This window comes from Reyranella sp. CPCC 100927 (assembly GCF_007859315.1).
Taxonomy (GTDB): domain Bacteria; phylum Pseudomonadota; class Alphaproteobacteria; order Reyranellales; family Reyranellaceae; genus Vineibacter.
Genome location: NZ_VOHA01000020.1, coordinates 121,792 through 135,200, shown reverse-complemented (window position 1 = coordinate 135,200; position 13,409 = coordinate 121,792). Strand labels below are relative to the sequence as shown.

Sequence of the window (13,409 nt, the reverse complement as noted above, 5' to 3'; positions counted from 1 at the left end):
CATCACCACAACCAGTTTGGCACATCGATGCCGGGTGGGGGCCGTCCACACCATCATCCCGAGCGCAGCGAGGGATCTTCCCGCGAAACGGAGACTCCGGTCCACGAGATCCCTCGCTGCGCTCGGGGTGACAGCTGAGCGGAGATGCGCTCTAGAGATACGCAGCCGACAGCTTGCTCACGATATCGGCTTTCACCAGGTCGCTGCTGGCACCGTGCATCACGACCTGGCCGCCGCGCAGCACATAGCCATAGTCGGCAACACGCAGCGCCATGACGGCCATCTGTTCGGCCAGCACCACGGCCGTTTCGCGCGCCTTGGCGTAGCCGGTGATGAAGTCGAAGATCTGCGACACGATGATCGGTGCCAGGCCCAGGGATGGCTCGTCGAGCAGCATCAGGTCCGGTTCGCGGATGGTGACCGATGACAGGATCAGCATCTGCTGCTGGCCGCCCGACAGCATGCCGGCCTTGGCGGCACGGCGTTCGCCCAGGATCGGGAAGGCGTCATAGACCATCGCGACGGCTTGCGCGAAAGGCGTGCGGCGCGGGCCGAAGCTCCACGCCAGCAGCAGGTTTTCTTCCACCGCCATGTGGCGGAACAGGCGCCGGCCTTCCATGGCGAATGAAATGCCCATGCGGGCGCGGCGATGCGCCGGATATTGCTTCAGGCTGGCGCTGCGGTAGATCAGGTCGCCATCCGATATCGGTGCGATGCCCGCGATGGCGCGCAGCAGCGATGACTTGCCGGCACCGTTGGCGCCCAGTACCGCCGTGATCCGGCCGGCCTGCGCCACCATGTCGATGCCACGCAGCGCGTGGATGCTGCCGTACGAGACGCTGACGTTCTTCAGCTCAAGCATGGCCGTCCTGCCCGACACCGAGATAGGCCGCGATCACCGCCGGATCCTCGCGCATGCCGCGCATGTGGCCGCGATAGATCACGCGGCCGCTGTCGAGCACCACGACGTCGTCGACGATATCGTTCACGAAATCCATGTGGTGCTCGATCAACAGCACGGCTTTGCCGGCGTCACGCAGATGGCGGATCATGGCTGCAAGCTGGCTCTGTTCGGCTTCCGACAGACCGGCCGCCGGTTCATCGAGCAGCACGACGGTCGGTTCGGCCAGGATTGCACGTCCGACCTCGACCAGGCGCCGATAGCCGTATGGCAACGACTCGATCGTCTGATCGGCGACGGCCTGGAGGCCCGCCAGCGACAGGACAGTCTCGGTGCGGCGCACCATGTCGGCCTCCTCGCGCAACGAAGACGGCCAGCGCAGCGCCGCCGCCAGCATGGTGCTGCGAAAATGGCGCTGGCCACCGAGCAGGACGTTTTCGCGGACGGTGAACGTGGGCACCAGCCTCGGGTCCTGGAATGTACGGACCAGGCCGCGCCGGGCGATGGCGTGATCAGCCTTGCCGCCGACGTCTTCGCTGGCCAGCACGACACGGCCGCGGCTGGGCGGATAGATGCCGCTGACGACGTTGACCAGCGTGCTCTTGCCCGAGCCATTGGGGCCGATCAGTGCCGTGATCCGTCCTGGCCGCAGCGACAGCGACACGCCATCGAGCGCGACGAGGCCGGCGAAGTTGCGGCCAAGGTCGTGAACATCGAGCAGGGCCGGCGGATCGCCTGCGGTTGCATCGGTGCCCGACGCCGGCTTGGTTTCCGCCCCGGCGTGGATAGCACGGTGCACCGTCATGGCGCGTGGCGCGATGAAGCGGGTGGGCTCGATGAGAGCGCCGGCAATCCCGCGCCTGAGCACCAGGAAAATCACCATCAGAATGAGGCCGTAGACCATGAACTGGTATTCGGCGAAGACCTGCAGCCGCTCCGGTAGCCACGTGAAGAGCGCCGCGCCCAGGATCGGGCCGATGATCGTGCCCAGGCCGCCGACGATGGCCATCACCAGGACTTCGACGGAGCGCATGATGCCGAAACTGTCGGGGCCGAGATAGCCAACGAGATGCGCATAGAGGGCGCCGGCCAGTCCGGCCATGGCACCGCTGATGGCGTAGGCGCGCCGCTTCACCGTGCCACGTGGGATGCCGATGCTGCCGGCGGCAATCTCGCTGGCCTGCACGGCAAAGAACGCGCGGCCATGGTGTGACTGTACGAAGTTGCGCATCAGCAGCAGCACGATCGCCGTCGCGACCAGCATGATGCGCAGCAGGTCGACGGCATCGACGGTCCAACCCAGGATCTTCAGGTTGCGCAGCGTGGGTGATGCAATGCCGCTCAGCCCGACGACGCCGCCGGTGACCGACGACCACTCCTTGGCGATTTCGAAGCACAGCAGGCCGAAACCGGTGGTCATCATGGCCAGGTAGATTTCCTTCACCCGGCCGGCAGGGATGGCCAGCAGCCAGCCTGCCGCGGCCGTCATGGCGATGGCCAGGACCAGCGCCACCGGCACCGCGACACCGTAGGTCTTGCTCAGCACGCCGGCGGCGTAGGCGCCGATGGCGAAGAAGCCGGCATGACCCAGCGAGATCTGGCCCGCGATGCCGGTGAGCAGGTTGATGCTCTGGGCCAGCAGGACGTTCAGTACCAGGAAGGAGAGCAGCTGCACGGTGGCCCGATCGGCCGCGCCGGCCCAGAACCACAGCACGACAATCGCCACCAGTCCCAGCAGCTTGTGGCCCAGGATGCGCGCCATCCACTGGCGAAAGACGTTCATACTTTGACGAACTCCTTTTCGCCCAGCAGCCCCTCGGGCCGTACGGCCAGCATGATCATCAGCAGGGCAAAGGCGATGGCCTGTTCGGCGGCCGTCGAGATGTAGCCGCCCACCAGCTTCTCCATGATGCCGAGGAAGATGCCGCCCAGCAGCGCGCCCCACGTGCTGCCCATGCCGCCGATGACGGCGGCCACGAAACCGAAGATCAGCAGGTTGAAGCCGAAGGCCGCATCGACCGTGCCCGTGATCTGCGCCACCAGCACGCCCGCGATGCCGGCCAGCAGGCCGCTGGCCACGAACGACAGCGTCACCACCAGCCGCACCGGGATGCCCATCACGGCGGCCAGGTCCGGGTCGGCGGAGACGGCCTGCAGGGCACGGCCCCAGGCGGTCCGTCGCTGGAACAGCTCGAACAGCAGCACCAGGACCAGGGCAATGACCAGGATGATCAGGTATTGCGCCGAAAGCCTGACGCCGAAGATCTCGACATGATCGCGCGGCGAGAACAGGAACGACGGGAACGCCAGGGCTTGCGATCCGAAGAATTTCGAGACGAAGCCTTGCATGAAAATGCCGACGCCCAGGGTCGTTACCACCCATCCCATGCTGCCCGTCAACTTGATGAGCGGCCGGATGGCGATCGCCTCCGTGGCCGCAGCGGTGACTCCCGTCACCGCGACACCCGCCAACAGCCCGAGGTAGATGTTGAAACCGCCGTCCAGCACCGCGACGGCGACGACGGCGCACAACATCATCAACGACCCCTGGCTGAAGTTCAGCGTGCGGGTCGTCCAGAAAGTGAGGTTGAGGCCCAATGCGATCAGTGCGTAGACCGCGCCGACGCACACGCCCGCGAAGATCAGCTGGCCGGCGAAAATCATGAAGGCTCCAGGGACATGCCGCGTACGGGCGTGCGTGGCGCCGCCCGCGGTGCGCAGTGACTACTGCTTGGTGATCCGCAACACGGGTTGGCCCTTGTCGTCCTTCACATATTCGAAGACGGCCAGCTGCTCTGGGGTCAGCAGGTTGTGCTGCATCGGCGAGAAGTTCGCCGTCCCGTTCGCCACGGCGTAGCCCGTCAGGGCATTCAGCGCATCGATGACTTTCACCTTGTCGGTGGCACCGGCGCGGCGCACGCCTTCCAGCAGCATGTTGGCGCAGTCGTAACCGGCACCGACGGTGGTTGCGAAGAATACCTGTGGGCCGGTTGGATCGTCGCCCCACCAGCGATCCTTGCCGAACTTTGTCGCATAGGCATCCGCAAGATCCTTGGCAGCGCCTTGGGGCGGCGTTCCCGGTGCGTAGGTACCGACCATCGTGGCACGCGTGCCGATCGCCAGTTCGCCGGCGCCTTCCTTGTAGGGCAAGGAGATGCCGCCGCCGCTGGTGATCAGCGGCACATCGAAGCCCAGCCGCAGCATGTTGCGGCGGATTACAGCCATATCGGCGCCAAGGCCGATGACGACGAGAACGTCGGCGCCGGCCCTTTGGACGCGGCTGATCTGCGCCGTCATGTCCTGCGCACGCTGGTTGTAGGACTCGACCGCCACCGGCTTGCTCTTGGTGGCCTGCTCGATCTGGCCCGACAGCAGTTGCGCACCCGAAACACCATAGCCGGTGCTTTCGTGCATGACGCCGATCTTCTTGAACCGCGGCGTGACGTAGTTGCCCAGCGCCTTGGCTTCGACATCGTTCTGGATCGCCGTCGAAATAACGTTCTTGCGCGCCGGCTTGTCGAGGCCGTCGGGGTAGACGATCGTCGGGGTCTGCGCTTGGGGATTGCAATAGGGTCGGCCATCCACCGTCGCCATGTCGATGACCGCGAGCGTCGGACCGCTGCCGCCGGGCCCGATGATGACGTCGATCTCCGGCGTGTCGAGGATACGCCGCAGGTTCTGCACCGCGCGGTCGGGCACCAGCTGATCGTCCAACGCCAGGGCGAGTTCGATCTGCCGGCCCAGCACGCCGCCCTTGGCGTTCCATCGCTCGGTCGCCAGGAGTGCGCCGCGGCGCACGCCTTCACCGAATTCGTTGTAGGGGCCGGTTAGGGCGCCGGTGGCACCGATTTTTACCGTCTGGGCGAGCGCCGGTGCTGTGGCGACAATTCCGGCGATGATGATGGAAGCCGCCATCGTCGCCAGGATCGATCGCGATCTCGTCGCAATATCCACGTCGTTTCCTCCACGTCTTTTTGTCTTACGTTTTGTGTCGCAACCGGGCAGCTCGTCGGAGGCTGAGGTGCGATACCCACCAACGCGGTCGCAAAGCGCTTCGACCGCTCCATCGTCCGTGGGATCGCGTTCATCGCCTGCCCCCGTCAGCGCCGACGTCGTAACGTTCGGCGACCCGTGCATTTCCGCATCGGCACCGCGGACCCCACAATTAAATTATCGTTATGGGCCGAATTAACCGCAGCTATACCCCGCGCATGCACGCATCGTCGATGCGCTCCGGCAGTGTCGGTGCGCATGCCTTCATCGCGAAAAAAGCAGGTGACTGGCCGGGAGCGCGTCGCGGCGTCAGGGCGATCCGTCGCCTTCCTGGCGGAAGGGCGAGTATTCCATCAAGGCGCAAATGCTCGATTCGACGGCTGGCCGCTCCTCGTCGAGGAAGCGTTTGACGGCATCGCGGAAGCGCGGCTCGGCGATCCAGTGGGCGGAGTAGGTGGCGGTCGGCAGATAGCCGCGCTGGATCTTGTGCTCGCCCTGGGCGCCGGCCTCGACTCGCGCCAGTTTGTGGGTGATGGCGTAGTCGATGGCCTGGTAGTAGCAGGTCTCGAAATGCAGGAAATTGTAGTTCTCGACGCAGCCCCAGTTGCGACCGAACAGTGCATCGTCACCGCGCAGGTTCAGTGCGCCGGCAACGGGCTTACCATCGGCCTCGGCGAAGATCAGCACGACACGTTCGGCCAGCGCATCACCCAGGCAGTGGAAGAACTCCCGGTTCAGGTAGGGACTGCCCCACTTGCGATCGGCCGTGTCCATGTAGAACCCGAAGAACGCATCCCAGTGCTTGGCCGTGATCTCGGCGCCAGTCAGGGGATAAAGACGCAGGCCGTTGCGCGCGACCGCCGCGCGTTCCTTGCGGATCGCCTTGCGCTTGCGCGAGTTGAGCGATGCCAGGAACGCATCGAAGCTGTCGTAGTCGTGATTGTACCAGTGATACTGCCGGCCAAGGCGGCGCAGGAAACCGTGGCCATCGAGCCGCTGCCATTCCTGTTCATTGCAGAAGGTGACGTGGATCGACGAGACGTGATTGTCCTGCGCGATGCGCACCATGCTTTCGGCAAGCACATCGAACACGCCGTCGGCCAGCGGTCCGGGACGCACCAGGATGCGCGGGCCCGGCACCGGCGTGAACGGCGCCGCGACCTGCAGCTTGGGATAGTAGCGGCCGCCGGCCCGTTCCAGCGCCTGCGCCCAGCCGTGGTCGAACACGTACTCGCCCTGCGAGTGGCTCTTGAGGAACATCGGCACGATGCCCAGCGTCGTGCCGTGCTCATCGCTGGCGACAAGATACTGGGGCTGCCAGCCGGTGCGGCGGCCCAGGCAGCGACTGTCCTCGAGCGCCTTCAGGAAGGCATGGCTCAGGAACGGGTTACCGGCGGACGCAGGCGCCAGCGCGCAGGCATCCCACGCGGCGGCGGGCACCTTGGTGACGCTGTCGACAACCCGGATCTCGATGCGTGTTTCCTGTCCGTCCATGATCGCGCCGGCCACTTCGCACAACGTTGTTCAGCAGCACAGCGTAGCAGACCCGACGTGCCGCGCGTCTCCCCTGTTGCGCGGGGCTGCCGCGCGTAGGGGTCAGCGGCAACAATTTGGTCATTGATTGGCGCGTGTTCCAGTGGGGCCAATCGAGGCCGGCACGAGTCCGTGACCTGCCATCGGCGGGCAGCAGCCGGTCATTGCGCGCGATAACAGGAAGGTGACGGATCGGCGGCTGTCCCGAAGGGTGCGGTACCCGGGGGTGTCCGGAAATGTACCGCGGCCGGCGTTGGGATGGGGAAGGGGGCGTCGGTGTGCCCCACGGTTCGCCAGCTCAGGGAAAAATGCGCTCTACGCTACGCGTTGCGCCATTTCCGATCCGTCGTTGGAAAAGTCGCTTCCGATCCGGCGCAGAACGCCGGACCGGAAGCCGGATTGGCATCAGTTCGAGGGGCCAATCTCAAGTAGCCCTAGAGAGGCCTTACTTCTTCTTCTTCGCGGCCTTCTTCTTCGCCGGGGCCTTCTTGGCGGCTTTCTTCTTGGCAGCCATGATCATCTCCTTGGTTTCACGTGGGATCGCGACCGCCGGATCCCGGGTTGACGCTTGCCATTCTACGCCACTACGCCTCTGAATCGCCGCGCGGGAAACCACGCGATCGCGTTCAACTACAACCACTCGTGCCGCCGCAGGTCGTGCATTTCAGGCACGTTCCGTTGCGGACGAGGGTGAAGTTGCCGCACTCGGTACACGCGTCACCTTCGAAGCCCTTGAGACGGGCCTCGCGGACCCGTTCGAGCTTGTCGGGGACGGCGTGGGCCGTCGCGGCGCTGAGGACGACCGCCCCGCCGCCGGAGGCGGCAAGGGCGACGGTCTGGCCGTCCATCAGTCCTGGGGGCGCCGCCGCCACGGTCGCGACCATCGTCGCGTTGCCGATGGCGGCGCTGTCGGCGCCGGCCTGCTGGCCGGTGCCGCGCCCGCTGAGCACGTAAAGATTGCTGCGCACGAAGCCGACGCTGGCCAGCGGACTCACCGCCGGTGCCGGTCCGTCGCTGGGAAGCGCCGCCTGGGCGACGCCGCCACCGACAGCGTCGGCGCGCAGATCACTGGGTTCAACATGCGCGAGATCGGTGCGGCCGAGATAGGACACGGCCAGTTCGCGGAAGATGTAGTCCACCACCGATGTCGCCATCTTGATGGCATCGTTGCCTTCGACGAGGCCGGACGGTTCGAAGCGCGTGAAGGTGTACGCCTCGACGAATTCCTCCAGCGGCACGCCGTACTGCAGCCCGATCGAGATCGCGATGGCGAAGTTGTTCATCAGGCTGCGGAAGGCGGCGCCTTCTTTGTGCATGTCGATGAAAACCTCGCCGATGCGGCCATCGGTGTATTCGCCTGTACGCAGGTAGACCTTGTGGCCGCCAACGATTGCCTTCTGGGTGTAACCCTTGCGCCGCTGCGGCATGCGCTGGCGTCGGCCGGCCACTTCGCGCTCGACGATCCGCTCCACGATGCGCTCGGCAATGATACCGGCCTGCTGTACCGGCGGCTTGGCCGCGATCGGTTCATCGGCATCATCAGCCGTATCATCTGCCAGGACCATGGCGGCAAGCGGCTGCGACAGCTTGGAGCCGTCGCGGTAGAGCGCCGTCGCCTTCAGGCCGAGCTTCCAGGATTCCTCATAGGCGCGGCTGCAATCCTCGACCGTCGCGCCGGTCGGCATATTGATGGTCTTCGAGATCGCACCGGTAATGAACGGTTGCGCTGCCGCCATCATGCGGATGTGCGCCGCGGTCGACAGATAGCGCTTGCCGTTGCGACCGCATGGCGTCGCGCAATCGAACACCGGCAGGTGCTCGTCCTTCAGGCCGGGCGCGCCTTCGAGTGTCATGGCGCCGCAAGCATAGGTGTTCGCGGCTTCAATCTGGCTGCGGTCGAATCCCAGGCGGGCCAGCACATCGAGCTTGGCATCGGCGAGTTCCGCGTCGGTCATGCCAAGCTGACTGCGGCAGAAATCATCGCCCAGGATCCATCGGTTGAACGCAAAGCGGATGTCGAACGCCTCGGCGATGGCCTTGTCGAGGCGCTGCAGCGTGGCGTCATCGAAGCCTTTGGCGCGCAGCGTATCGATATTGATGGCGGGCGCATCGGCCAGCGTGCCATGGCCCACCGCATAGGCCACGATCGCGGTGATCGCGGCCTCGTCGTAGCCCAGGCGCGCCAGGGCGGCGGGCACCGACTGGTTGACGATGCGGAAGTAGCCACCACCAGAGAGCTTCTTGAACTTCACCAGCGCGAAATCGGGTTCGATGCCGGTGGTGTCGCAATCCATCACCAGACCGATGGTCCCGGTTGGTGCGATCACCGAGACCTGGGCATTGCGGAAGCCGTGCTTCTCGCCCAGGGCCAGGGCGCGATCCCATGCCTGCTTGGCTGCCTCGACCAGGCGCCGGTCGGTGCACTGCACGCCGTCCAGCGCCACCGGCAAGGTCGAGAGCCGTTCGTAGCCGGATGTCTGCCCATGCGCGGCGCGGCGGTGATTGCGGACAACCCGCAGCATCGCATCCCGGTTGGGCTGGAAGCCGGGGAATGCGCCGAGTTCCTTCGCCATCTCGGCCGACGTCGCGTAGGCGACACCGGTCATGATGGCGGTGATGGCGGCGCAGGTCGCGCGGCCTTCGGCGCTGTCGTAGCCCTGCCCGTCCGACATCAGCAGGGCGCCGAGATTGGCATAGCCCAGGCCCAGTGTGCGGTACTCGTGGCTGAGCTGCGCGATCTTGGGCGCCGGGTACTGCGCCATCAGCACCGAGATCTCAAGTACGATGGTCCACAGCCGGCAGACGTGCTCGAAACCCGGCACATCGAAGGTGCCGTCGGCGCGGCGGAACCGCAGCAGGTTCAGCGACGCCAGATTGCACGCCGTGTCGTCGAGGAACATGTACTCGGAGCAGGGGTTCGAGGCGTTGATCCGCCCCGACTCCGGGCACGTGTGCCAGTCGTTGATCGTGGTGTCGTACTGAACGCCGGGATCAGCGCAGGCCCAGGCGGCGTAGCCGATACGATCCCACAACTCGCGCGCCTTCACCGTGCGGGCAACGCCGCCGCCGGTGCGCCAGACCAGATTCCAGTCGCGGTCATCAGCCACCGCGCGCAGGAAATCATCGGTCACGCGCACTGAGTTGTTGGCGTTCTGGCCCGAGACCGTGGCGTAGGCCTCCGACTCCCAATCCGTGTCGTAGACCGGGAACTCGATGTGGCGGTAGCCCTGACGGGCGAAAGCGATAACCCGTTGAATGTAGTTCTCGGGGATCATCGCCTTGCGCGCGGCCACGATCTCACGCCGCAATGCCGCGTTGCGCACCGGGTCGAAGGCGGCATCGCCTTCAACGTCTGCATCGACACAGGCCCGCATGACCGCATTGAGATGGCGGTTGGCAAGGCGGGATCCGGTTACCAGTGCGGCGACCTTCTGCTCCTCGATCACCTTCCAGTCGATGAAGGCCTCGATATCGGGATGATCGACATCGACCACGACCATCTTGGCCGCGCGTCGTGTCGTGCCGCCGGACTTGATGGCGCCCGCCGCGCGATCGCCGATCTTCAGGAAGCTCATCAGGCCCGACGACTTGCCGCCGCCGGAAAGCTTCTCGCCGCTGGCCCGGATACGCGAGAAGTTGCTGCCGGTGCCCGAACCGTATTTGAACAAGCGGGTCTCGCGTACCCACAGGTCCATGATGCCGCCATCGCCGACCAGGTCGTCGGCCACGCTCTGGATGAAGCAGGCGTGCGGCTGCGGCCGTGCGTAGGCGGAGTCACTACGCGTCAGGCGGCCGGTGCGATAGTCGACGAAGTGATGACCCTGGCTCGGACCGTCGATGCCGTAGGCCCAGTGCAGGCCGGTGTTGAACCACTGCGGCGAGTTGGGCGCGGCCATCTGCGCCGCCAGCATGAAGCAGAGCTCGTCGTAGAAAGTGCGGGCGTCTTCCTCGCCATCGAAGTAACCGGCCTTCCAGCCCCAATATGTCCAGGTACCGGCGAGGCGGCTGAAAACCTGGCGCGAGTCGGTCTCGCCGCCGAAGCGCTTGTCGGCCGGCAACGTCGCCAGCACGGTTTCATCGGCGACATGGCGCCACAACCATGTCGGCACATCGTCTTCGCGCACCGCGCGCAGGGCGGCAGGTACGCCCGCACGGCGGAAATATTTCTGGGCCAGCACATCGCAGGCAACCTGCGACCAGTCGCTGGGTACGTTGATCTCGGCCTGGCGGAAAATGACGGAGCCATCGGGGTTGCGGATTTCCGACGTAGCCAACCGGAACGCCAGTCGCGCATAGGGCGACTCGCCTTCTCGGGTATAGCGACGTGGAATACGCATGATCCGCTCTTCGTCCCCCAAACGTATGCCCTGAACCTGTTCGCGTCCCAAACGCGATGGGCACATCTAGCCACCTGTCGATGATAGATTACAAAATCTTGAGAGCGCAACAATATTTTGTAAGAGAACCCACAGGCGACACTACATGATGCATTATGGCAACACTCCTCGAAGCGGCCACGCATAAACGTAGAAGCGCTCACCAACGGTGATGCGCATGCGGTTTGCGCGTTGCCAGCGCGGAGCAGCAACGGTACAAGCGCGCCTGTATTTATCGATGCCGCTTGCGCGGCGCGGGCCAAAGAGCGTGATGCAATGACGATCGGTACCCGGCTGTTCACATGGCTCCACGGTGATCTTGTGGGCACCGATTCGCAGGGCAATCGCTATTATCGCGAACGCAAGACGGCGACCGGCCGCCGACAAAAACGGTGGGTAATTTACAACGGCGAGGTCGAAGCCTCGCGCGTGCCGCCCGACTGGCACGGCTGGCTGCACCACACCGCTGACCAGCCGCCGCCGCCCGAAGGGCTGCCGACACAGCGTCCGTGGCAGCGCGCGCACCAGGAAAATCGGTCGGGTACGCCGCTGGCCTATCATCCGCCGGGATCGACCCTGGGCGAGGGGCACCGCCCCAAAGCGACAGGCGATTACGAGGCGTGGAAGCCGGAGTAGGTCCGCAGGCGAGACGTCCGCGGTCCCAGGCTGTATAAAACCCGCAGGTGACTCGGCGCGGAGCGTATTGTGTCTCGCACCATTGTTGAAACGATCATCGGCGCCATCGTGTTGTGCGTGGCGATCGCATTCGGCGTTTATGTCTTCACCGCTACCGAAGCGGCGACGCTCAAGGGGTACGACATTTCGGCACGGTTCCCGCGGGTTGACGGGCTCAAGCGCGGTGCCGATGTGACTGTAGGCGGCATCAAGGTCGGTACGGTCACAGCCATGGAACTCGACAAGGACTATTATCCTGTCGTGCGGATGTCGATCCGCAACGACGTCAAGCTGAGCACCGATACGTTCGCCAAGATCATTACCGAGTCGCTGCTGGGTGGCACCGGGATCACGCTGGAGCCCGGCGGCAGTGATCAGCTTCTGGCGGCAGGCGGCGTGATCACCAAGACGCAGGGCGCGGTGCCCTTCACCGACCTGCTGTCGCGTTTCATCCAGCCGGGCGGCACCGGTGGTTCGAGCGAACCGAGCGGTGGCGGGCCGAAGGAGAAGCAGTGATGTCCAGCCAGACCCACATCCCGGTCTGGAAACAGCCGGACGGCAAGCCGGTCTCATGCCTCGAGAAGATCAAGGTGCTGAACCAGAATCTCGACGAGATTCGCCAGCTCTGCGCCGATGCATTCGAGGACGCCGTGCTGATGGGATGCGATCCCGAACAAATTCGCGCCGTATTTCGCGAGTTGATTGAGTCGATCGAAGAGCCGTACTCAGATCGCACGTGATACCCAGGCTGCTTGAACGCCATCGATTGTGCCGGGCTACCGCCGTTGCCGTAGCCGCAGCTCTGCTGTGCCTGTCGGGCGCCTGGGCTCAACGCACCGATCCACCCGCGTCTGAACCACAGACGAAGCCCGGCGGCACGACCACGAGTCCGGCGCTGCAGATGCCACCGGGGCCCTTCAAGCCGCTGCAGCCATCGCCTGCTGCGCCGGCCGGCGAGCGGCGGGCCGTCATGCTGCAGGGGTTGGACAAGGTCACCACCCGCACGCGGCGCTTTCCCGTCGCCATTGGCGAGACGGTCGAATTCGGGACGCTGCGGATCACGGTGTCGGAGTGCATGGTCAATGTTCCGGAAGCGCCGGCCGAGGCCGCATCGTATGTGACCGTCGTCGACAACAAGCCCGGGCAGAGCGCGCAGACGTTGTTCGCCGGCTGGATGTTCGCGTCCTCGCCCGGCCTCTCGGCGCTCGACAGTTCGGTCTATGACGTGTGGGTTGTGGCCTGCGCCAACGTCTCGCAGGCCTCGGCGCCGCCCAGCTCCAAGTAGAACGTCGCCGGCGTGGCCAGTGCCTCGCCAAGCCGCGTGCGGTATTCGGACCGACCGATCTCAACCGTGCCGAACTGGCGCAGGTGATCGGTCATGAATTGGCAATCCAGCAATCGGAAGCCGCCCTTGACCAGCCGTGCCACAAGATGAACCAGGGCCACCTTGCTGGCGTCGCGGGCACGGCTGAACATGCTCTCGCCGAAGAACGCGCCGTTGATCGAGACGCCATACAGGCCGCCGATAAGCTCGTCGTCGATCCGGCATTCGACGGAGTGCGCGAAGCCGCGGTCGAAGAGCGCCGTGTAGAGGTCGACGATCGGCTGGTTGATCCAGCTCTGTCGCTGGCGCGGGCGGGGCGCGGCACAGGCTTTGATCACGCCGGCGAAGTCGCGATCGCAGCTGACCTCGAACGGGCCGTTGCGCACCGTCCGTGCCAGCCGGCGCGGCAGGTGGAACCGGTCGAGCTCGATGATGGCCCGCTCGTCCGGGTCGACCCAGTACAGGGTAGGGTCCTCGCGCGTCTCTCCCATCGGGAAGATGCCCGTGCAGTAGGCGCGCAGGAGCATGTCGGGAGTCAGGCGGGACATCCGGGCATGGTGGCGTGCCGCATCGAACGACGCAATATTTCCGATACACCGGGGTCCTG

12 protein-coding genes are annotated in these 13,409 nt (G+C 65.2%); 4 read left to right on the top strand and 8 right to left on the bottom strand.

Features of this window, described 5'->3' with window-relative positions:
- Positions 1-151: 151 nt before the first annotated feature.
- From FQU96_RS33385 to FQU96_RS33355, 7 genes are all read right to left on the bottom strand, one after another.
- Positions 152-862, bottom strand: a complete 711-nt coding sequence (locus tag FQU96_RS33385; RefSeq protein WP_146545720.1) for an ABC transporter ATP-binding protein — start codon at positions 860-862, stop codon at positions 152-154.
- A complete protein-coding gene (locus tag FQU96_RS33380; RefSeq protein ID WP_146545719.1) occupies positions 855-2,684 on the bottom strand; it encodes an ATP-binding cassette domain-containing protein in 1,830 nt (609 codons plus the stop codon). Before FQU96_RS33380 ends, FQU96_RS33385 begins: the two co-directional genes overlap by 8 nt.
- Entirely contained in the window at positions 2,681-3,565 is an 885-nt protein-coding gene (locus FQU96_RS33375) for a branched-chain amino acid ABC transporter permease (RefSeq protein WP_146545718.1), read from the bottom strand. The genes FQU96_RS33380 and FQU96_RS33375 overlap by 4 nt, the downstream gene beginning before the upstream one ends.
- 60 nt (positions 3,566-3,625) lie before the next feature.
- Positions 3,626-4,855: an ABC transporter substrate-binding protein gene (locus FQU96_RS33370; RefSeq protein WP_218574980.1), complete on the bottom strand. Its 1,230-nt coding sequence runs from the start codon at positions 4,853-4,855 to the stop codon at positions 3,626-3,628.
- Positions 4,856-5,203: 348 nt separating this feature from the next.
- The gene (locus FQU96_RS33365) at positions 5,204-6,388 is read right to left on the bottom strand and encodes a GNAT family N-acetyltransferase (protein ID WP_146545717.1); all 1,185 of its coding nucleotides are present in this window, start codon (positions 6,386-6,388) and stop codon (positions 5,204-5,206) included.
- A 484-nt stretch (positions 6,389-6,872) separates the two neighbouring features.
- A complete protein-coding gene (locus FQU96_RS42335; protein ID WP_178130863.1) occupies positions 6,873-7,067 on the bottom strand; it encodes a hypothetical protein in 195 nt (64 codons plus the stop codon).
- Positions 7,054-10,764, bottom strand: coding sequence for a vitamin B12-dependent ribonucleotide reductase (locus tag FQU96_RS33355; RefSeq protein WP_146545715.1), 3,711 nt, complete (start codon positions 10,762-10,764; stop codon positions 7,054-7,056). The genes FQU96_RS42335 and FQU96_RS33355 overlap by 14 nt, the downstream gene beginning before the upstream one ends.
- A gap of 315 nt (positions 10,765-11,079) precedes the next feature.
- Between FQU96_RS33355 and FQU96_RS33350 the strand changes: the two genes are divergently transcribed.
- From FQU96_RS33350 to FQU96_RS33335, 4 genes are all read left to right on the top strand, one after another.
- Positions 11,080-11,439, top strand: a complete 360-nt coding sequence (locus tag FQU96_RS33350; protein ID WP_146545714.1) for an NADH:ubiquinone oxidoreductase subunit NDUFA12 — start codon at positions 11,080-11,082, stop codon at positions 11,437-11,439.
- A 69-nt stretch (positions 11,440-11,508) separates the two neighbouring features.
- Complete coding sequence (locus FQU96_RS33345) at positions 11,509-11,994, top strand: outer membrane lipid asymmetry maintenance protein MlaD (RefSeq protein ID WP_178130862.1); 486 nt, start codon at positions 11,509-11,511, stop codon at positions 11,992-11,994.
- The gene (locus tag FQU96_RS33340) at positions 11,994-12,218 is read left to right on the top strand and encodes a hypothetical protein (protein ID WP_146545712.1); all 225 of its coding nucleotides are present in this window, start codon (positions 11,994-11,996) and stop codon (positions 12,216-12,218) included. Before FQU96_RS33345 ends, FQU96_RS33340 begins: the two co-directional genes overlap by 1 nt.
- Entirely contained in the window at positions 12,215-12,763 is a 549-nt protein-coding gene (locus FQU96_RS33335; protein ID WP_146545711.1) for a DUF2155 domain-containing protein, read from the top strand. The genes FQU96_RS33340 and FQU96_RS33335 overlap by 4 nt, the downstream gene beginning before the upstream one ends.
- On the opposite strand, the gene aat is transcribed toward FQU96_RS33335, so the two are convergent.
- Positions 12,697-13,350 carry a leucyl/phenylalanyl-tRNA--protein transferase gene (gene aat / locus FQU96_RS33330; RefSeq protein WP_146545710.1) on the bottom strand — a complete coding sequence of 218 codons (654 nt, stop codon included), beginning with the start codon at positions 13,348-13,350 and terminating at the stop codon, positions 12,697-12,699. The genes FQU96_RS33335 and aat overlap by 67 nt on opposite strands.
- Positions 13,351-13,409: the final 59 nt, after the last annotated feature.

Excerpts from the sequence above, each read along its gene's own strand:
- FQU96_RS33365 (WP_146545717.1), bottom strand. The coding sequence starts at position 6,388 with ATGGACGGACAGGAAACACGCATCGAGATCCGGGTTGTCGACAGCGTC.
- FQU96_RS33340 (WP_146545712.1), top strand. The coding sequence starts at position 11,994 with ATGTCCAGCCAGACCCACATCCCGGTCTGGAAACAGCCGGACGGCAAG.
- FQU96_RS33375 (WP_146545718.1), bottom strand. The coding sequence starts at position 3,565 with ATGATTTTCGCCGGCCAGCTGATCTTCGCGGGCGTGTGCGTCGGCGCG.
- FQU96_RS33355 (WP_146545715.1), bottom strand. The coding sequence starts at position 10,764 with ATGCGTATTCCACGTCGCTATACCCGAGAAGGCGAGTCGCCCTATGCG.
- FQU96_RS33380 (WP_146545719.1), bottom strand. The coding sequence starts at position 2,684 with ATGAACGTCTTTCGCCAGTGGATGGCGCGCATCCTGGGCCACAAGCTG.
- aat (WP_146545710.1), bottom strand. The coding sequence starts at position 13,350 with ATGTCCCGCCTGACTCCCGACATGCTCCTGCGCGCCTACTGCACGGGC.
- FQU96_RS33385 (WP_146545720.1), bottom strand. The coding sequence starts at position 862 with ATGCTTGAGCTGAAGAACGTCAGCGTCTCGTACGGCAGCATCCACGCG.
- FQU96_RS33350 (WP_146545714.1), top strand. The coding sequence starts at position 11,080 with ATGACGATCGGTACCCGGCTGTTCACATGGCTCCACGGTGATCTTGTG.